Consider the following 18,925-nt stretch of genomic DNA (forward strand, 5'->3'; position numbering starts at 1 on the left):
CATCAATTTTTACGTCACGGGATCAGGACAGTCGACCCCGTAGTCTTGCGCGCTTCGAGATCGGCGTGTGCCTGGCCGACGTCCTTGAGCGCATAGCGCTGGTTGATCGACGTCTTGACCTTGCCCGAAGCGACCACGTCGAACAGTTCGGCGGACATCGCTTCGTAGTCGGCGCGCTTCGCGATATACGTGAAGAGCGTCGGGCGCGTGAAGAACAACGAGCCGCGCCCCGCAAACTCCGACGAATCGATCGGCGGCAGCGGGCCCGACGCATTGCCGAAGCTCACGAACAAGCCGAGCGGCGCGAGGCAATCGAGCGATTTCGTGTAGGTATCCTTGCCGATCGAGTCGTACACCACGGGCACGCCCGCGCCGTTCGTGATCTCGCGCACGCGTGCCGTGAAGTCTTCGCGCGTGTAGACAATCGGATGGTCGCAGCCGTGCGCCTTCGCGATCTCGGCCTTTTCGTCCGAGCCCACGGTGCCGATCACGGTCGCACCCAGCGCCTTCGCCCACTGGCACACGAGCAGACCCACGCCGCCCGCCGCCGCCTGGATGAGGATGGTGTCGCCGGCCTTCACGCGATACGTGCGGCGCAGCAGGTATTGCGCCGTGAGGCCCTGGAGCATGATCGAGGCCGCCGCTTCATCGCTGATCGCGTCGGGCAGCTTGATCACCTGGTCGGCGCGCAGCACGCGCTCCTGAGCGTAGGCGCCGGGCGGGCGCGCGACGTACGCCACGCGGTCGCCCACCTTCAGCGCGCTCACGCCTTGTCCCACCGCCGTCACCTCGCCGGCCGCCTCCATGCCGAGGCCGGCCGGCAGCGGCTGCGGATAAAGCCCGGTGCGGAAATACACGTCGATGTAATTGAGGCCGCACGCGCTCTGGCGCAAACGCACCTCGCCCTCGCCCGGCTCGCCCACGTCGACGTCCACCCACTTCATTACTTCGGGGCCGCCGGCTTTGTCGTATCGGATTGCCTTGGTCATCACGTCTCCTTGGTGTTGTCCTGGCTAGCTGTTTTCCACCTGCATGGCGCGTCGCGCCCGCGCGGGTCGGACCGCGAATCAGACCACAAATCAGGCCGCGTTTTTCTGGCGCAGCGTGAGCACGTCGAGGAGCATGCGCGCCGTCGAGATATTCGTCGCGCACGGCACGTCGTGCACGTCGCACGCGCGCACGAGCGCGTTGATGTCGGGTTCGTGCGGCTGCGGCGTCATCGGGTCGCGCAGGAAAATCACGATGTCGACGTTGCCTTCCGCAAGCCGCGCGCCGATCTGCAGGTCGCCGCCGTGCGGGCCCGACAGCATGCGCTCGACGTTGATGCCCGTCGCGGCCTCGATGCGCGAGCCGGTCGTGCCGGTCGCGATGATCTCGCAGTGGCGCAGCGTCTCGACGTACTCGCTCGCGAGTTTGACGATGTCGTCCTTCTTGTGGTCGTGCGCGATCAGTGCGACGCGGGTTGGCATGGCGTAGGTCTCCTTGACGTATGGGTTGCGTGCTTGATAGTCGTAATGCGTGTGGTGACGCGGCGCGAGGGCGCCGCGGCTGCCCGGAAGCTGACTCAGTAGGTGCCCGGATAAGCCCCGCCGTCGATCAGCCAGTTTTGCCCGGTGATATAGCCCGCGTGCACGCTGCACAGGAACGCGCAGGCGCGCCCGAATTCGTCGGACGTACCGAAACGTCCGGCCGGAATTGCCTTCATGCGGCGCGCACGCGCTTCTTCTTCCGAAATATGGCTCGCCTTCGCCTGCGCGACGATGGTGGCATGGATACGGTCGGTGTCGAATGCGCCGGGCAGCAAGTTGTTGATCGTGACGCCAGTGGCGGCGACCTGGCGCGCCACGCCCGCGACGAAGCCCGTCAGGCCCGAGCGCGCGCCGTTCGAGAGGCCGAGCACGTCGATCGGCGCCTTCACCGAGGAGCTCGTGATGTTGACGATGCGCCCGAAGCCGCGCGCGATCATGGCGTCGATAGTGGACTGGATCAGCGCGATCGGCGTGAGCATGTTCGCTTCGAGCGCCGCGATCCACGCCTCGTGCGTGTAGGTGCGGAAGTCGCCCGGCGGCGGGCCGCCCGCGTTGTTCACGAGAATGTCGGGCGACGGGCAGGCGGCGAGCGCGGCGGCGCGGCCCGCTTCCGTGGTGATGTCGCAAGCCACGGCCTTCACGTCCACGCCCGTGCTCTTGCGGATATGCGCGGCGGTTTCCTCCAGCGTCTGCGCGGTGCGCGCGACGATCGTCACGTTGACGCCTTCGGCGGCGAGCGCCTCGGCGCAGCCGCGCCCCAGTCCCTTGCTGGCCGCGCACACCAGTGCGTTGCGTCCTGCGATGCCCATGTCCATTGTTTTCGTGTCCTTTTTGCGTGGATGACCGTCCTGTGACAGGGCGGACACGGCCAGACCTTGCGCCGCCCCGCCCCGCGACCTTTTTGGGATTCTAGAAGAATCGGGCGCGGCGCGTGGAAGGCCGATGGCGGCGAAGCCCGTCAGCCGTGCGCGAAGTGGCGTCGCAACGCGCCATGCGCGCGCCGGTACGCGCGTGCTTACCGTATACTTGCGGCTGTAGCGCGGCCCGGCGCCTTCGCAAGCCACGAGCGCTTGCCGCGCGCGGCGGGCCGTGCTCGCCGCAACCGTACAGCCCGGGCGCGCAGCGCCGGGCTCGCGCGGCAGCGGCACGACCGATTCCCCGATTCCCTTGCAGCCTTGTGCGCCCCGCCATGAAACAGGACAGCCGTTTCCCGAATCTCTTCATCCTCGATCACCCGCTGATCCAGCACAAGCTCACGCATATGCGCGACAAGGACACGTCCACGCGCACGTTCCGCGAGTTGCTGCGCGAGATCACGCTGCTGATGGGCTATGAAATCACGCGCGACCTGCCCGTCGCGTCGCGCCGCGTGAAGACGCCGCTCGTCGAAGTCGACGCGCCCGTGATTGCGGGCAAGAAGCTCGCCATCGTGCCGGTGCTGCGTGCGGGCGTGGGCATGTCCGACGGCCTGCTCGAGCTGGTGCCCTCCGCGCGCGTCGGCCATATCGGCGTGTATCGCGCCGACGACCATCGCCCGGTCGAATACCTCGTGCGCCTGCCGGACCTCGAGGACCGCACCTTCATCCTGTGCGATCCGATGGTCGCGACCGGCTACTCGGCGGCGCACGCGATCGACGTGCTCAAGCGCCGCGGCGTGCCCGGCGAGCGCATCCTGTTCCTTGCACTGGTGGCCGCGCCCGAGGGCGTGGACGTGTTCCAGAAGGCGCACCCGGACGTAAAACTCTACGTGGCTTCGCTCGACTCGCATCTGAACGAGCACGCCTACATCATTCCGGGCCTCGGCGACGCAGGCGACCGGCTGTTCGGCACGAAGAACTAAGACCGGCACCACCGTTGCATCGGGGCGGCCGGCGGGACTGGCCGCCCTCACCCCCTCCCTGCCTTCTGCGGACATCCCGATCCCGCCCCCTATGTACCCTGCGCGGCCGGCGCAACCTGCCATCGCCTGACGCCCCGTCACGTAGGCAGGCGAAGCCGGACGGTCCCGGCGTGATAAAATTCAGATCCACCTGAACGGGCGCTGCGTCCCGTCCTGCCGGCACATCTTGCCGCACAGGCTTTACGCGAGAAGTGCGAGAGAGGCGAGAGGCGCGCGAAGCATCACGCGCGCCGCGCGAACGACGCACGAAGACCGCGCCCGGGAACATCGCAGCGACAACAGCACATTGCACACTGCACGCGCACGGCGCGTGAGACGGAGAAAGGTATGGCGGGTCATTCGAAATGGGCCAACATCAAGCACAAGAAGGCTGCTGCTGACGCGAAGCGCGGCAAGGTCTGGACGCGGCTCATCAAGGAAATCCAGGTCGCGGCGCGCATGGGCGGCGGCGACGCCGACACGAACCCGCGCCTGCGTCTGGCCGTCGACAAGGCGTACGACGCCAACATGCCCAAGGACAACATCAACCGCGCCATCCAGCGCGGCGTGGGCGGCGTCGACGGCGCGAACTACGAGGAAATCCGCTACGAAGGCTACGGCATCGGCGGCGCGGCCGTCATCGTCGACACGATGACCGACAACCGCACCCGCACGGTCGCGGAAGTGCGCCACGCGTTCTCGAAGTTCGGCGGCAACATGGGCACGGACGGCTCCGTTGCGTTCATGTTCGATCACGTCGGCCAGTTCGTGTTCGCGCCGGGCACGCCCGAGGACGAACTCATGAACGCCGCGCTCGAAGCCGGCGCCGACGACGTCGTGACGAACGAAGACGGATCGATCGAAGTGGTCTGCCCGCCGTTCGACTTCACGAAGGTCAAGACCGCGCTCGAAGCCGCGGGCTTCAAGGCGGAAATGGCCGAAGTCACCATGAAGCCGCAAAACGAGGTCGAATTCACGGGCGACGACGCCGTGAAGATGCAAAAGCTGCTCGACGCCCTCGAAAACCTGGACGATGTCCAGGACGTGTACACCAACGCGTCGATCGCCGAGGAATAAGGCGTCGGCCCGGGAGGCCGCGCATGGGCGCCGCTTAGGCTCTGCTCACGCCCCGCCTCCTGCAAGCGATTTTCACGGCCGGCGCACTGTGCGCCGGCCGCAACTGTTTCTGGTCTTGGTCTTTCGGGGATTCTCATGAAGTTACTCGTCGTCGGTTCTGGCGGCCGCGAACATGCGCTGGCGTGGAAGCTCGCGCAGGCGCCGCGCGTGCAGCTCGTCTACGTCGCACCCGGTAACGGCGGCACCGCGCAGGACGAGCGGCTCGCCAACGTCGACATCACGGACATCCACGAGCTCGCCGATTTTGCCGAGCGCGAAGGCGTCGCCCTCACCGTGGTCGGTCCGGAAGCGCCGCTCGCCGCGGGCATCGTCAACGTGTTCCGCCAGCGCGGCCTGAAGGTGTTCGGCCCGTCGAAGGAAGCCGCGCAGCTCGAAAGCTCGAAGGACTTCGCCAAGGCGTTCATGAAGCGCCACAACATCCCGACCGCCGCGTACGAGACGTTCTCCGACGCGACAGCCGCGCACGCCTACGTCGAGAAAAACGGCGCGCCCATCGTCATCAAGGCCGACGGCCTCGCTGCCGGCAAGGGCGTGGTCGTGGCGATGTCGCTGGAAGAAGCGCATCAGGCCATCGACATGATGCTCGCCGACAACAAGCTCGGCGACGCCGGCGCGCGCGTGGTGATCGAAGAGTTCCTGGCAGGCGAAGAAGCGAGCTTCATCGTCATGGTGGACGGCAAGCACGTGCTCGCGCTCGCCTCGAGCCAGGACCACAAGCGCCTGCAGGACGGCGACCAGGGCCCGAACACGGGCGGCATGGGCGCCTACTCGCCCGCGCCCATCGTCACGCCGCAGCTGCACGCGCGCGTGATGCGCGAAATCATCCTGCCGACCGTGGCGGGCATGGAGAAGGAAGGCATCCGCTACACGGGCTTCCTCTACGCCGGCCTCATGATCGACGCGCAGGGCAACCCGAAGACGCTCGAGTTCAACTGCCGCATGGGCGACCCCGAAACGCAGCCGATCATGGCGCGCCTGAAGGGCGACTTCTCGAAGGTCGTGGAGCACGCCATTGCCGGCACGCTCAACCAGGTCGAGCTCGAATGGGACCGCCGCACGGCGCTGGGCGTCGTGCTCGCCGCGCACAACTATCCGGACACGCCGCGCAAGGGCGACCGCATCAGCGACATCCCGGCCGAGACCGCCGATTCGGTCACGTTCCACGCGGGCACGCAGATGGTGGACGGCAAGCTCGTGACCTCGGGCGGCCGCGTGCTGTGCGTGGTCGGTCTCGCCGATTCGGTGCGCAGCGCGCAGAACGTGGCATACGAGACCGTGAACCGCATCTCGTTCGACGGCATGCAGTATCGCAACGACATCGGCTATCGCGCCGCGGGGCGCAAGCAGTAAGCACAGCGCTTGCCTGGGGCCGCGAGCATGAATGCGGCCCCAAATGAAACGAATGGCCGTATGCAGCCGCCTGGCTGCGCGCCGCAGTCACCGCGCCACGGTTTTTTCGTCTACCCGCTTACGCTCGCCCTAAAGTTGTCCAACGCGAGCAAACCAGCGCAGCAGCCTGAGCGTGCTTAGCACGCAGCCCACGCGGGCGCCGTTGGCGCCGGACGTCGCGCCAATCGGCGCTACACTGCCGCTGTCAGGCCGCCCAGGGCGGTTTATCCGAAAAACCGACGAATAGCCCAACGAATAACCCGATTCCAGCGTCCGCACGCTGCCGTCCCCATTTGATCGATGACCGATTCCCCTAACAGCGCCTCCCCCGACAGTGCCGCCGTCCGCGCCTGGCTGGCCAGCCTGCAGACGCAGATCGCCGACACGCTCGGCGCCTTCGACGGCACGCCGTTCGCCACGGACAACTGGCAGCGCGGGCCCGGCGAAAAGCTGCGTGGCGGCGGTTGCACGCGCATCATCGAAGGCGGCCAGTTCTTCGAGCGTGGGGGTATCGGCTTTTCCGACGTTTCCGGCGACGCCCTGCCGCCGTCGGCCACGGCAGCGCGACCCGAACTCAACGGCCGCGGCTTCGAGGCGATGGGTGTTTCGCTCGTGCTGCATCCGCGCAATCCGTATTGCCCGACGGTGCACATGAACGTGCGCATGCTGCTCGCCACCAAGGCAGGCGAGGCGCCGGTGTTCTGGTTCGGCGGCGGCATGGATCTCACGCCCTACTACGGCTTCGAGGAAGACGCGCAGCACTTCCACCGCGTGTGCCGCGACGCGCTCGCGCCCTATGGCGCGGACCTCTACCCGCGCTTCAAGCGCTGGTGCGACGACTACTTCTTCCTGAAGCACCGCAACGAAGCGCGCGGCGTGGGCGGCATTTTCTTCGACGACTACGCCACGGGCGGCTTCGACGAGGCGTTCGCAATGCTGCGCAGCGTCGGCGATGGCTTCCTGAAGGCGTATCTGCCAATCATCGAAAAACGGCGCGCCACGCCCTACGGCGAAGCCGAGCGCGAATTCCAGGCGTACCGGCGCGGGCGCTACGTCGAATTCAATCTGGTCTGGGACCGCGGCACGCATTTCGGCCTGCAAAGCGGCGGCCGCACGGAGTCGATCCTGATGTCGATGCCGCCGGGCGCCACCTGGCGCTACGACTGGCAGCCGCTGCCCGGCACGCCGGAAGCGCGCCTCTACAGCGACTTCCTGCCCGTGCGCGACTGGGTCTGACGCCGTGACGCAAGCTTTCACCGTCCCGCCCAACGCACTCGAGAGGCGCGTCGGGCTGCTCGGCGGCACCTTCGATCCGATCCACGAGGGCCACCTCGCGCTCGCGCGCCATTTTGCGCGCGTGCTGGGCCTGAACGAGCTGATCCTGCTGCCGGCCGGCCAGCCGTGGCAAAAGCCGGGCGTGACCGCGGCGCAGCATCGGCTCGCCATGACGCGCGCCGCAGCCGCGTCGCTCGCGTTGCCGGGCGTCACGGTGACGGTGGACGCCGACGAAATCGAGCACAACGGTCCGACCTACACGGTCGAAACGCTGCGCCGCTGGCGCGCAAAAAGCGAAAGCAACGGCGCCGCCGCGCTCACGCTGCTAATGGGCGCCGATCAACTGCTGCACCTTGATTCCTGGCACGAATGGCGCGAGCTTTTCGCGCTTGCGCATCTGGGCGTGGCGAGCCGTCCGGGCTTCGACTTCGCGGCGCTGCCGCCCGAGGTCGCGCGCGAGGCCGCCGCGCGCCGCGCGGGCGCCGCCGCGCTTGCGGCAACGCCGCATGGCCACTTGCTGGTCGACGACACGCTCGCGCTCGACGTTTCGGCGACCGAAATCCGGCGCGACCTGCCGGCCTGCGTGGCGAGCGGGCAACGTCGCGGCACCGCCGCCGACAAGCTTCCCGCAGCCGTGTGGGACTATATCCTTCAACATCATCTCTATCTGCAACACGAGTAACTATGGACATCCGCAAACTTCAACGCGCCATCGTCGACGGTCTCGAAGACGTCAAGGCACAAGACATTCGCGTCTTCAACACGAGCCATCTGACTGAGCTGTTCGACCGCGTGGTCGTCGCGAGCGGCACCTCGAACCGCCAGACCAAGGCGCTCGCCAACAGCGTGCGCGAGAAGGTCAAGGAAGCCGGCGGCGACATCGTGAGCACCGAAGGCGAGGACATCGGCGAATGGGTGCTCGTGGATTGCGGCGACGCGGTCGTCCACATCCTCCAGCCCGCGCTGCGCCAGTACTACAACCTCGAGGAAATCTGGGGCGACAAGCCGGTGCGCGTGAAGCTCGCGACCAACACGGGCTTCGTGGGCGCACGCGCAAGCGAGCCGATGGACGACGAGGACGAAGACGAGGAAGCCGCGCCGGCCGTGAAGAAGCCCGCGCGCAAGACTGCAGCGCGTAAGACCGCGAAGTAAGCGCAGCGCGCTTACGAACGATAATCGTCACGCACGATGAAACTGCATATCGTCGCCGTCGGCCACAAGATGCCGGACTGGATCGCCGAGGGCTTCGAGGAATATACGAAGCGCATGCCGCCGGAGCTGCGCATCGAGCTGCGCGAGGTGAAGCCCGAGCAGCGTTCGTCGGGCCGCTCCGCCGAGAGCGTCATGGCAGCCGAGCGCGTGCGCATCGAAGCTGCGCTGCCCAAGAATGCGCGCATCGTCGCGCTCGACGAACGCGGCAAGGACTGGACCACGATGCAGCTCGCGAAGGCGCTGCCGCTCTGGCAGCAGGACGGCCGCGACGTGGCGTTCCTGATCGGCGGCGCGGACGGGCTCGATCCCGAGCTCAAGTCGCGCGCCGACACGCTCCTGCGCCTCTCGTCCCTCACACTGCCGCATGCGATGGTGCGCGTGCTGCTCGCCGAGCAGCTTTACCGCGCGTGGACCATCACGCAGAATCACCCCTATCATCGCGTGTGATGCAGGTGTAAAGCGCGCCCGCGCCGCTTTTGGTCGTGCGCCTGCGGCCCGCTTTTGGCCCGCCAATGGCCCATTGAGCCCCGCTCAAGCCCCGGAAAGCAGGCGCGCACGTCAACCCGAAGTCCGTAACGACAAAGACGCTCCGATGCCCACCAACGCGCCCTATCCGTTCGTCTATCTCGCCTCGCAAAGCCCGCGCCGCCAGGAACTGCTGCAGCAGCTCGGCGTGCGCTTCGAGTTGCTGCTGCCGCGTCCCGACGAAGACGCCGAAGCGCTCGAAACCGCGCTGCCCGGCGAACAAGCCGCCGTCTATGTCGAGCGCGTGTGCGCCGCGAAGGCAGACGCCGCCCGCGCGCGCCTCGTCGCGGGCGCGCACAAGCATGCGCCGATTCTCACCGCCGACACCACGGTCTCCATCGACGGCCATATTCTCGGCAAGCCGCACGACGCCGCCGATGCCTATGCGATGCTCGAACGCCTGGCCGGCCGCGAGCACGAAGTGCTCACGGCGGTGGCCGTGGTGAACGCCGAAGGCGTGTGCCTGCCGGTCGCGGTCTCGCGTTCGCATGTGCGCTTCGCGGCTGCGCTGCCCGCTGCGATCGCGCGTTACGTGGCGAGCGGCGAGCCGTTCGGCAAGGCCGGCGCGTACGGCATCCAGGGCCGCGCCGCGGAATTCGTCGAGCGAATCGACGGGTCCTATTCGGGTATCATGGGTTTGCCACTATTCGAAACGGCCGCCCTCCTGCGCGCCGCGGGCATCGACTTCTAGAACAAATCATGAACGAAGAAATCCTGATCAACGTCACGCCCCAGGAGACGCGCGTCGCATTGGTCCAGCAAGGCGCAGTACAGGAGCTTCACGTCGAGCGCACGCTGTCGCGCGGGCGCGTCGGCAACGTCTATCTCGGCAAGGTCGTGCGCGTGCTGCCGGGCATGCAGTCCGCGTTCATCGACATCGGTCTCGAGCGTGCCGCCTTCCTTCATGTGGCCGACATCTGGCATCCGCGCATTGCCGGCGAAGCGCATGCGCCCATCCATCATCAGCCGATCGAAAAGACCGTGTTCGAAGGGCAAACGCTGATGGTGCAGGTCGTGAAGGATCCGATCGGCACGAAGGGCGCGCGGCTTTCCACGCAGGTGAGCATTGCGGGCCGCACGCTGGTCTATTTGCCGCAGGAGCCGCACATCGGCATCTCGCAGAAGATCGAGAGCGAGGCCGAGCGCGAAGCGGTGCGCGCGCGCCTCACGGCCGTGCTGCCCGCCGATGAAAAAGGCGGCTATATCGTGCGCACGATCGCCGAAGACGCCACGAGCGAAGAACTCGCAGCAGACGTCGCGTATCTGCGCAAGACGTGGGCGACGATACTCGCGCAGGCGCAGCGCTTGCCCGCCACGAGCCTGCTCTATCAGGACCTGAATCTCTCGCAGCGCGTGCTGCGCGACTTCGTGAACGACGAGACCTCGCGCATTCAGGTCGATTCGCGCGAAACGTTCCAGAGGCTCACGGAGTTCGCCACCGAATTCACGCCCGCCGTGCTGCCGAAGCTGCATCACTACTCGGGCGAGCGGCCGCTCTTCGACCTCTACAACATCGAGGCCGAAATCCAGCGCGCGCTCTCGCGCCGCGTGGACCTCAAGTCGGGCGGTTACCTCGTGATCGACCAGACCGAGGCGATGACGACCATCGACGTGAATACGGGCGGCTATGTGGGCGCGCGCAACTTCGACGACACGATCTTCAAGACGAATCTCGAAGCGGCGCATACGATCGCGCGGCAATTGCGTCTGCGCAATCTGGGCGGCGTCATCATCATCGACTTCATCGACATGGAAAATGTCGAACATCGCGACCAGGTGCTCGGCGAACTGAAGAAGGCGCTCTCGCGCGACCGCACGCGCGTGACCGTAAACGGCTTCTCGCAACTGGGGCTCGTGGAGATGACACGCAAGCGCACGCGCGAATCGCTTGCGCATGTGCTGTGCGAGCCGTGCCCGACTTGTCTCGGCAAGGGGCAAGTGAAGACCGCGCGCACGGTTTGCTACGACGTGCTGCGCGAGATTCTGCGCGAGTCGCGGCAGTTCAACCCGCGCGAGTTTCGCGTGGTCGCTTCACAGCAGGTCATCGACCTCTTTCTCGAGGAAGAGTCGCAGCATCTCGCGATGTTGATCGACTTCATCGGCAAGCCGGTTTCGCTGCAGGTGGAGTCGAATTTGAGTCAGGAACAGTACGACATCGTGCTCATGTAGCGCGACGTTGCAGGCATCACCGGAGCACCGCAGTTGAACCACCAGCGCGTCACCATCGAACAGATTGGCGAATTCGACGAGATCGTCGACGTACGGACGCCGCTCGAATTTGCCGAGGACCACGTTCCCGGCGCGATCAACGCGCCCGTGCTCAGCAACGAGGAGCGCGTGATCGTCGGGACGATGTACAAGGAGTCGCCGTTCGAGGCAACGCGCGTGGGCGCCGCCATGGTGGCGCGCAACATCGCCATGCATCTCGATACGCTGTTCGCCGACCGTCCACGCAACTGGCGTCCGCTCATCTACTGCTGGCGCGGCGGCAAGCGTTCCGGATCGATGACAGCGTGGTTCAACATGATCGGCTGGCGCGCGCGTCAGCTCGAGGGGGGCTACAAGGCGTACCGGCACACGGTCGTGGAGGCGCTCGGCACGTTGCCCGGAGCGTTTCGCTATATCGTGCTGGCCGGTCCGACCGGCAGCGGCAAGACGCGCCTGTTAATGGCGCTGGGACAAGCCAACGCGCAGATGCTCGATCTCGAAGCGCTTGCCGCGCATCGCGGTTCGCTGCTGGGCGCGCTGCCCACGCGAGCGCAGCCCTCGCAGAAGTCGTTCGACACGGCACTCGTCCAGACGCTGCGCGCCTTCGACGCCACGCGCCCCGTGTTCGTCGAGGCGGAGAGCCGGCGCATCGGCGCCATCACGCTGCCGCCCGCGCTCGTGGACCGTTTGCACGCCGCGCCCTGTGTCGTACTCGATGTGGCGCGCGAGGAGCGGATCGACTTGCTGCTCGAGGAGTACGGACACCTGTTCGACGAGCGCGCGTATTTCCAGGAGCAACTGAACAAGCTCACGCCGCTGCATGGGCGCGAGCGCATCGAATCGTGGTGCAAGCTGCTCGACGAAAATCGCAGGGCCGAGCTTTACGAGGCGCTGGTCGGTCAGCACTACGATCCCGCCTACACGCGCAGCACGCGGCGCCACTTCGCGAGGCTCGAGAAATCGCTGCACTTCGCATTCCAGCCGATGAAGGGCGACACGCTCGCTCAAGCCCGCACGCTGCTCGCACAACTCGAGGAAACGTCATACGCGGCAGAACCCGCGGGCAGCGAAGCCGAAGCGCCTCGCGCCGTTTGACGTATCCCCTTCCCTTCGCGCGCTTCACAATAAACGCGCGCGCCGCGATGGTTTAGCGCGAGTACATCGCGTTCCAGTCTTCAGGCGAAACCGTGGCGCGGCCGCCCGTTTGCGAGGCGTTCGCCACGCCGCCGTAGCTGCTGTTTGCACCATTCAATGCGGCGACCTTCGCCTGGGCGGACTGAATCGCTTCGGGATAATGGGCGTTGTCGCCATCGCCGACGCGATAACCCACTTGCTGAAGCTGCACGAGTTCGGCGCGCACCTGGGCGCGGGTGATGGTCGAGTGCGACTGCGCGAACGAAGCGGTGGGAAGAGCGGCAGCGGCAACAACGGCGGCAACAGCAACGGCTTGAATCAGGGACTTCATGGAAACGACCTCCAGTTGGATCAGGCGGTCGACGTGCGACGGTATGTGCATGCGACCGATGTACGCATCGTATGCTTGTGACTCCCTAGGGTTAACCCTTGGAAATCTAAGGCACTGTTCCAAATCGAGGCAAAGTCGGCGCGATTCATCGCCGAAGGGCTCAGCCGGCGCCTCGGCGCCAGCCGGCTCCCTTGGGACAACGCAGCGTCAACGCGATGACTTGCGCGGCGTGGCGCTGTCAGGCAACGAAGCGGTGTGCTGAAGCTGCGCGGGCAAATCGGGCTCCCACGCTTCGAGGTCTTGTGTCGGATAAAGGCCGAACGCGTACATGACCCGCTTCAGACGGCTCTTGAAGTTGGGCCGCGGCACGTTAGGAAGCGTGCCCGGCGCGGCGTCGGCCGTGCGGGCCATGTAGTTGTACTTGAAATCGCGCTGCGTCACGCCCCACTTCATGAGGAACTCGCGGCCGCCGCGATTGCGGCGAATGCGTCCTGTCGTGCGGCAGCCGAAATGGTAGACACGGCTCGCGCCAACCGAGCGGAACGTGCGGCAGCCGACCAGCCAGAGCTTCATCAGAAAGTCGTCGTCGCTGCTCATGCCGGGCCCGAACTCGATGCTGTAGCCACCCACCCGCAGCCAGAGTTCGCGGCTCACGAGCGTCGGCTGCAGTGCGATGCCGTTGCGGTCGGCGGTGTTCATCTTCGCGGCGAACTCGAGTAGTCCCGCCTCGTTGAAGTCGGCAGGACCGGTGCCGAAATGAGCGACCGTCACGAGGTTGTTGCCCGTGTCGGTCGGCTCGATGATCTGCGAGGCGAGATAGGCGGGCGCCGCGCCGATTTCGCGCAATGCATCGACGAAGGCCGAATCCCAACCGGGCGTACAGAACATGTCGTCGTTCATGAACAGGATCCACTCGCTCGAGGCGAGGCGCGCCACATCGTTCACGGCGAGGCATACGCCCACGTTGCCCTTGCTCCACGTATGGCGGATGCCCTGTTCGCGAACCCAGTCGAGCGTACCGTCGCTGCCGTCGTTCACGTGCACGAGAATCTCGTGCTCGTACGCGGAGTGGCGCCGGATGCTGTCGACGCACAGTTTGAGGTACGGCAGGTTATTCCAGGTCGGGATCAGAATGCTGAACATGAAGATTAGCCCTATAAAGGGTCTGAGCGAAGCATGACGAGAAACGCGATATTGTACGCACGCCCGGACGTGCCGTAGAAGTTCATACCTCACGATGCCGCGCAGGACGCCGCCCCTGATTATTTGCGCAGCATGCGAGCAAATATCATGGAATAATAAGCGGTTACTTCAAATAACAACTAAACCCGTGTTTCAGCAGACCAACTCAAACACTTCGTGGGTTTCGCCGGCAAGCTGGTTCGATCACGCCGTATCCCGGTCCTGCACGATTCCCTATCAGGGCGTGCCTTACGAGCCGGAAGCGTTTCTTCGCAGCACCAGTCGCCTCAAGATCGCGAAGAAATACCTGCATAAGCAGTTTCTTCTGAAGGCGCACGGCCAGACGCGCCTCGAACAGGCGCATCTGGACGCTTCGCAGCGAATCCTGTGGGTCTATGCCAAACGCAACTTCGGCGACGCGACGATGGACATGGCCGGCCGCGCGCTGCTCAAGGGCCTGGGTGTGCGCATCGATCTGCTCGCGCTGCCGTCGCTTGTACCGCTGTTCAGCGAAGACGACGTATTCGGCAAGGTCTACGGCGACCCCAGTGAGGTCGATGCGAGCCGCTACGACGCGATTCTGCTCTCCGAGTACAACCTGCCCTCAATCCGCATCAAGACCCAGCACTTCGCGAAGCTGCCCTACGCGGGCCTGTTCCGTTACTTCAACGGGCCCGACCGCAACCAAACCGGCTTCAGCTTCGCGAGCGTGAACGACGTGTTCTCGCTCGGCCACGACGCCGGCACGCTCGCCGCGCTCAGCAAGCCTTATCTCTCGAGCAAGCCCGCAACGCGCGAATCCGTGCGCGCGCTCTTGCCCGCGCGTCCGTTCATCGCGCTCGCGGCGGGTGGCGTGGACCCCGATCGCACCTACAACCGCTGGTCCGAAGTCATCGAATTGTTGAGCAAGTACGACAACGCGAGTGCCGCGAAGGAAATCGTCGTGCTCGGTTCGGACAACGGCACGGAAATCGCACAGCAGTTGTGCGCGAGCGCGCCCGCGAACGTGCGCATCCGCTCGCTGACCGGCAAGCTCGCGTTCCTTCAGGCACGCGAGATCGTTGCGCACGCCGAGCTGTTCCTGGGCGCGGACGGCGGCCTGATGCACGTCGCCCACACCACGCAAACGCCGAGCGTTTCGCTGTTCAGGCATCAAGAGCCGCCCTCCCTGCGCTTGACCGAAGCCTGCCGATCCATCGGCCTGCAGGGCAGTGGCAACGTCGACACCATCCCGCCCGCGCAGGTCGTGGGCGCAGTGTTGCGCCAACTCGCCGCGCTCGTCCCCGCAACGGCGCCCGCCGCCGCCTGATCGCCCCAAACAGGGCTCCTCAAGCTCACGCCGCGCGCCAGCGCGGTTTCATGACGGCGGCGCGCCCAAACTCGCGCGCCGCCGTCATGGTCCATGCGGGTCAGGCCGCGCTCTGCTGATACTGGATCTTGTGCAGGTGCGCGTACATGCCGCCCTTCGTGAGCAGTTCCTGGTGCGTGCCCGATTCGACGATATGGCCGCCATCCATCACGAGGATGCGGTTCGCACGCTCGATCGTCGAGAGACGGTGCGCGATCACGAGCGTCGTGCGGCCGCGCATCAGCGTTTCCAGCGCCGCCTGCACGTGGCGCTCCGATTCCGAATCGAGCGCCGAGGTCGCCTCGTCGAGAATCAGGATCGGCGCGTCCTTGTAGATCGCACGGGCAATCGCCAGGCGCTGGCGCTGGCCGCCCGAGAACTTCATGCCGTTGTCGCCGACCAGCGTGTCCATGCCTTCGGGCAGGGCCGAGATCGTCTCCCACAGGTTGGCGGCGCGCAGCGCGCGTTCCACGCGCTCGCGGTCGGCCGTCTGGCCATAGGCGACGTTGTTCGCGACCGTATCGTTGAACAGCACCACGTCCTGGCTCACCATCGCGATCTGGTTGCGCAGCGCATGCACGTCGTAGTCGGCGATCGATACGCCGTCGACCATCACCTGCCCGCCGCTCGGATCGAAAAAGCGCGGCAGCAGGTTCACGAGCGTGGTCTTGCCGCTGCCCGACGGGCCCGCGAGCGCCACCATTTCGCCGGGATTGATGCGAAACGACACATGGTCGAGCGTCACGCGATGGCTCGCGCCATAGGCGAACGACACGTCGCGGAACTCCACCTCGCCGCGCGCGCGTTCGAGCGGCAAGCCGCCGCCGGCGGCCTCGGGCGGCTCGTCGATGAGCCCGAAGATCAGCTCGGCCGCGGTCATGCCGCGCTGCAGCGGCTGGTTCACGTCGATCAGGTGCTTGAGGGGCGAGATCACGAGCAGCATCGACGTGACGAACGCCACGAAACCGCCAACCGTCGTCTGGTCGTTCGAGGCCTGCACGACCGCAATGGTGATGACGATCGCCAGCGCGATCGAAGCGAGGAATTGCGTAAGCGGCTGCGCGAGCCCGCCCGAGACCGTCATGCGCATCTGGTAGCCGCGCAGGCGCTTGCTCATCTCGCCAAAGCGGTCCTTTTCGTATTGCTCGCCGTTATGAACCTTGACGACCTTGTAGCCGCCCACCGTCTCCTCGACGATATAGGACAAGTCGTTCGTGAGCATCTGATGCTCGCGGTTCAGCCGGCGCAGACGCCGGTTGATCTTGCTGACGAGCCAGCCGATGGCCGGCAGCAGCACCGCGACGATCAACGTGAGCCGCCAGTTCAGATAGAACAGGTAGCCGAGCAGGAAGATGACTGTGAGCGAGTCGCGCACGATCGTGACGAGCACGCTGAGCAGCACGCCGAGAATCTGGTTGACCTCGAACACGATCGCGTTGATGACCGTGCTCGCAGTTTCGCGCTGGAAGAAGCCGACGCTCGCATGAATCATGCGCTCGAACATCTTGAGCCGCAGCGCGAGCAGCACGCGGTTCGACACGTACTGCAGCAAGTAACCGGACGCGTATTGCGCGAGGCCGCGTACGAGCGCCAGCCCGATCACCGCGGTGGGCACCAGCCATTTCGCTTTCGGGTCGCCGCGCGTGCCGAAGCCGTGATCGAGCAGCGGCTTGAGCAGCGCGGGAATGCCGGCTTCGGTGGCGGCCACCACGGCCATCGCGATCACGCCTGCGAGGAGCACCCACATTAGCGGCTTCACATACGGCCACAGCCGCCGGCCAATCACGATCGGCGACGACTTGGTGTCGGAGCCGATCGGCTTGCTCAAGGTTGATCTCTCGCTCAAAATTTCCTCGAAAAAAATGCGGGTAATCTGCCCGCCCCCCGGCAAACAGGTACGCCATTGTAAACGTTCGGCCCAGGGGGCGAGGTATCCGCACCGGCCGGTGCCTGCGCCGGAGCGCTTTCGTAGCGGCCGGCGTTTTTGTATATACTCACCGATTCGGCTTCGGGGCACGAACGCGCGCAGCAACACGCTGGCTCGCGGAGTGTTCTCCGAACGCAAGGCGGCGCTAGCCGGCCCGCTCACCCTCTTCACCTTCTTCCAGCCATCGCGAGCCAGCGCCGATGAACGACAGCGCCAAACCCGATGCGATCAGTGTCATCGTCATCGTCAAAAACGAAGCACACGATATTCGCGACTGCCTCGCTTCCGTGCACGGCTGGGTGGACGAAATCGTCGTGCTCGACTCGGGCAGCACGGACGGCACCCAGGCCATTTGCCGCGAGTTCGGCGCAACGGTCGTCGAGACTGACTGGCCCGGTTTCGGGCCACAGAAACAGCGCGCGCTCGACGCCGCCCGCGGCCCCTGGATTCTCTCGCTCGACGCCGACGAACGCGTGTCCCCGGCGTTGCGCGACGAGATTCTCGCGAGCGTCAAGGCGAACGGGGCGGACCTGTTCCGTGTGCCGCGCCAGTCGAATTACTGCGGCACGTGGATCCGCCATTCCGGCTGGTCGCCCGACTATGTGACGCGGCTCTTTCGCCGCGACGTAGCGCGCTTCTCGAACGATCTCGTGCACGAGCGCGTGATCGCCGCGCCCGAGGCGCGCGTCGGCACGCTCGCCCAGGCGCTGATTCACTACAGCTTTCGCGACTTCTCCGAGGTGCTCGGCAAGATCGACAGCTATTCGACTTACGGCGCGACCCAGGGCGCGGCGCGCGGCAAACGCGGCGGCCTGCGCAAGGCGCTGCTGCACGGCTTCTGGTCTTTCGTGCGCAGCTGGATCATCCAGCGCGGCTTTCTCGACGGCAAGATGGGCTTCGTGCTGGCGATCTCCAACGCCGAAGGCACCTACTACCGCTACCTGAAGCTCATGCTCCTCGAAACGCAGCAGTCCACCGCGGCACAATCCCGCGACGCCGCAGCGGAGCGCCGATGAACGCGCGCCGCGACATGCTGGTTTCGGTGATTGTCAGCACCTATAACCGGCCCGATGCGCTCGAGCGGGTCCTCGCGAGCCTGAGCGCGCAATCCGACACGCACTACGAAATCATCGTCGCCGACGACGGCTCGGCCAACGCGACCCGCGAAACCGTGGAGCGCTGCGCAGCGGCGAGCCCGGTGCGCATGGAGCATGTGTGGCACCCGGACGACGGCTTTCGCCTTGCCGAGATCCGCAACAAGGGCATCGTGCAGGCCCGTGGCGACTACCTGATCTTCCTCGACGGCGACTGCGTGGCGCAACACGATTTCGTTGCGCGCCACCGGCAGCTTGCAAGCGAGCGAGCCATCATCACCGGCAGCCGCATCCTGCTCGACGAAACGCTCACGCAAGCGGTGATCGGCCAGATGCTGCCGTTGGCGGACCAGGGCTTTGGCTTCTGGGTGCGGCAACGCCTTGGTGGCCACGTCAACAAGATGGCGCCCCTCTTCGTCAAGCTGCCGGACCGCAAGTGGCGCGTGATCGAGCAGTTCAAGTGGCGCGGCATCAAGGGCTGCAACATGAGCGCCTGGCGCAGCGATATCGAGCGCGTGAACGGATTCGACACCAGCTTCACCGGCTGGGGGCACGAGGACGCCGATTTCGTGGCACGCCTCGCCAACGGCGGCGTGCACCGCAAGCTCGGCGCCTACGCCACGGAAATCTTCCACCTGTGGCACCGCGAGCAACCGCGTGGCCAGGCCAACTCCAATGAGCAGCGGGTCAAGGCGCGTATTGCAGATGGCACCGTGCGTGCCGAACGGGGTCTGGCCGAACTCGCGACTTGATCA

Annotated in this window: 19 protein-coding genes; 13 read left to right on the forward strand and 6 right to left on the reverse strand. The window is 65.8% G+C overall.

Features of this window, described 5'->3' with window-relative positions; genetic code table 11:
• Positions 1-14 precede the first annotated feature (14 nt).
• The 3 genes from U5A57_RS27050 to U5A57_RS27060 form a co-directional block, all read right to left on the reverse strand.
• Entirely contained in the window at positions 15-989 is a 975-nt protein-coding gene (locus U5A57_RS27050; RefSeq protein WP_321914693.1) for a quinone oxidoreductase, read from the reverse strand.
• A 90-nt stretch (positions 990-1,079) separates the two neighbouring features.
• Positions 1,080-1,469, reverse strand: a complete 390-nt coding sequence (locus U5A57_RS27055) for a methylglyoxal synthase (protein ID WP_321914694.1) — start codon at positions 1,467-1,469, stop codon at positions 1,080-1,082.
• Positions 1,470-1,564: 95 nt separating this feature from the next.
• Positions 1,565-2,344 carry an SDR family oxidoreductase gene (locus tag U5A57_RS27060; RefSeq protein ID WP_321914695.1) on the reverse strand — a complete coding sequence of 260 codons (780 nt, stop codon included), beginning with the start codon at positions 2,342-2,344 and terminating at the stop codon, positions 1,565-1,567.
• Positions 2,345-2,718: 374 nt separating this feature from the next.
• Here U5A57_RS27060 and upp point away from each other — a divergent pair, with 374 nt between their 5' ends.
• From upp to mnmH, 10 genes are all read left to right on the forward strand, one after another.
• Positions 2,719-3,369, forward strand: a complete 651-nt coding sequence (gene upp, locus U5A57_RS27065) for a uracil phosphoribosyltransferase (RefSeq protein WP_158757360.1) — start codon at positions 2,719-2,721, stop codon at positions 3,367-3,369.
• A gap of 387 nt (positions 3,370-3,756) precedes the next feature.
• Positions 3,757-4,485, forward strand: coding sequence for a YebC/PmpR family DNA-binding transcriptional regulator (locus U5A57_RS27070; protein ID WP_112174299.1), 729 nt, complete (start codon positions 3,757-3,759; stop codon positions 4,483-4,485).
• A gap of 135 nt (positions 4,486-4,620) precedes the next feature.
• A complete protein-coding gene (gene purD / locus U5A57_RS27075) occupies positions 4,621-5,895 on the forward strand; it encodes a phosphoribosylamine--glycine ligase (RefSeq protein WP_321914696.1) in 1,275 nt (424 codons plus the stop codon).
• A gap of 339 nt (positions 5,896-6,234) precedes the next feature.
• The gene (hemF, locus tag U5A57_RS27080) at positions 6,235-7,170 is read left to right on the forward strand and encodes an oxygen-dependent coproporphyrinogen oxidase (RefSeq protein ID WP_321914697.1); all 936 of its coding nucleotides are present in this window, start codon (positions 6,235-6,237) and stop codon (positions 7,168-7,170) included.
• A 4-nt stretch (positions 7,171-7,174) separates the two neighbouring features.
• Positions 7,175-7,891, forward strand: coding sequence for a nicotinate-nucleotide adenylyltransferase (locus tag U5A57_RS27085; protein ID WP_321914698.1), 717 nt, complete (start codon positions 7,175-7,177; stop codon positions 7,889-7,891).
• 2 nt (positions 7,892-7,893) lie between these two features.
• Positions 7,894-8,361, forward strand: coding sequence for a ribosome silencing factor (gene rsfS, locus U5A57_RS27090; RefSeq protein WP_321914699.1), 468 nt, complete (start codon positions 7,894-7,896; stop codon positions 8,359-8,361).
• 36 nt (positions 8,362-8,397) lie between these two features.
• Positions 8,398-8,868 (forward strand): 23S rRNA (pseudouridine(1915)-N(3))-methyltransferase RlmH, encoded by a 471-nt coding sequence (rlmH, locus tag U5A57_RS27095; RefSeq protein ID WP_321914700.1) that lies wholly within the window; start codon positions 8,398-8,400, stop codon positions 8,866-8,868.
• 145 nt (positions 8,869-9,013) lie between these two features.
• Complete coding sequence (locus U5A57_RS27100; RefSeq protein ID WP_321914701.1) at positions 9,014-9,637, forward strand: Maf family protein; 624 nt, start codon at positions 9,014-9,016, stop codon at positions 9,635-9,637.
• Between the two features lie 8 nt (positions 9,638-9,645).
• Positions 9,646-11,115 (forward strand): ribonuclease G, encoded by a 1,470-nt coding sequence (gene rng / locus U5A57_RS27105; protein WP_321914703.1) that lies wholly within the window; start codon positions 9,646-9,648, stop codon positions 11,113-11,115.
• 33 nt (positions 11,116-11,148) lie between these two features.
• Positions 11,149-12,249, forward strand: a complete 1,101-nt coding sequence (mnmH, locus tag U5A57_RS27110) for a tRNA 2-selenouridine(34) synthase MnmH (RefSeq protein ID WP_321914704.1) — start codon at positions 11,149-11,151, stop codon at positions 12,247-12,249.
• A 52-nt stretch (positions 12,250-12,301) separates the two neighbouring features.
• Here the strand turns inward: mnmH and U5A57_RS27115 are convergent, their stop codons facing one another.
• Together U5A57_RS27115 and U5A57_RS27120 are read right to left on the reverse strand one after the other, a co-directional pair.
• Positions 12,302-12,619 carry a DUF4148 domain-containing protein gene (locus U5A57_RS27115; RefSeq protein ID WP_321914705.1) on the reverse strand — a complete coding sequence of 106 codons (318 nt, stop codon included), beginning with the start codon at positions 12,617-12,619 and terminating at the stop codon, positions 12,302-12,304.
• A 207-nt stretch (positions 12,620-12,826) separates the two neighbouring features.
• Positions 12,827-13,762, reverse strand: a complete 936-nt coding sequence (locus U5A57_RS27120; RefSeq protein WP_321914706.1) for a glycosyltransferase family 2 protein — start codon at positions 13,760-13,762, stop codon at positions 12,827-12,829.
• 187 nt (positions 13,763-13,949) lie between these two features.
• On the opposite strand from U5A57_RS27120, the gene U5A57_RS27125 reads away from it, so the two are divergent.
• The gene (locus tag U5A57_RS27125; RefSeq protein ID WP_321914707.1) at positions 13,950-15,110 is read left to right on the forward strand and encodes a glycosyltransferase family 9 protein; all 1,161 of its coding nucleotides are present in this window, start codon (positions 13,950-13,952) and stop codon (positions 15,108-15,110) included.
• A gap of 100 nt (positions 15,111-15,210) precedes the next feature.
• On the opposite strand, the gene msbA is transcribed toward U5A57_RS27125, so the two are convergent.
• On the reverse strand, positions 15,211-16,995 hold the full coding sequence (msbA, locus tag U5A57_RS27130) for a lipid A export permease/ATP-binding protein MsbA (protein ID WP_321914708.1): 1,785 nt from the start codon (positions 16,993-16,995) through the stop codon (positions 15,211-15,213).
• A 281-nt stretch (positions 16,996-17,276) separates the two neighbouring features.
• On the opposite strand from msbA, the gene U5A57_RS27135 reads away from it, so the two are divergent.
• Both U5A57_RS27135 and U5A57_RS27140 read left to right on the forward strand, forming a co-directional pair.
• Entirely contained in the window at positions 17,277-18,092 is an 816-nt protein-coding gene (locus U5A57_RS27135) for a glycosyltransferase family 2 protein (RefSeq protein WP_321914709.1), read from the forward strand.
• Positions 18,089-18,922: a glycosyltransferase family 2 protein gene (locus tag U5A57_RS27140; protein WP_321914710.1), complete on the forward strand. Its 834-nt coding sequence runs from the start codon at positions 18,089-18,091 to the stop codon at positions 18,920-18,922. Before U5A57_RS27135 ends, U5A57_RS27140 begins: the two co-directional genes overlap by 4 nt.
• The last annotated feature ends 3 nt before the right edge of the window (positions 18,923-18,925 follow it).

Origin of the sequence: Paraburkholderia sp. J11-2 (assembly GCF_905220185.1) — a bacterium.
Taxonomy (GTDB): Bacteria; Pseudomonadota; Gammaproteobacteria; order Burkholderiales; family Burkholderiaceae; genus Paraburkholderia.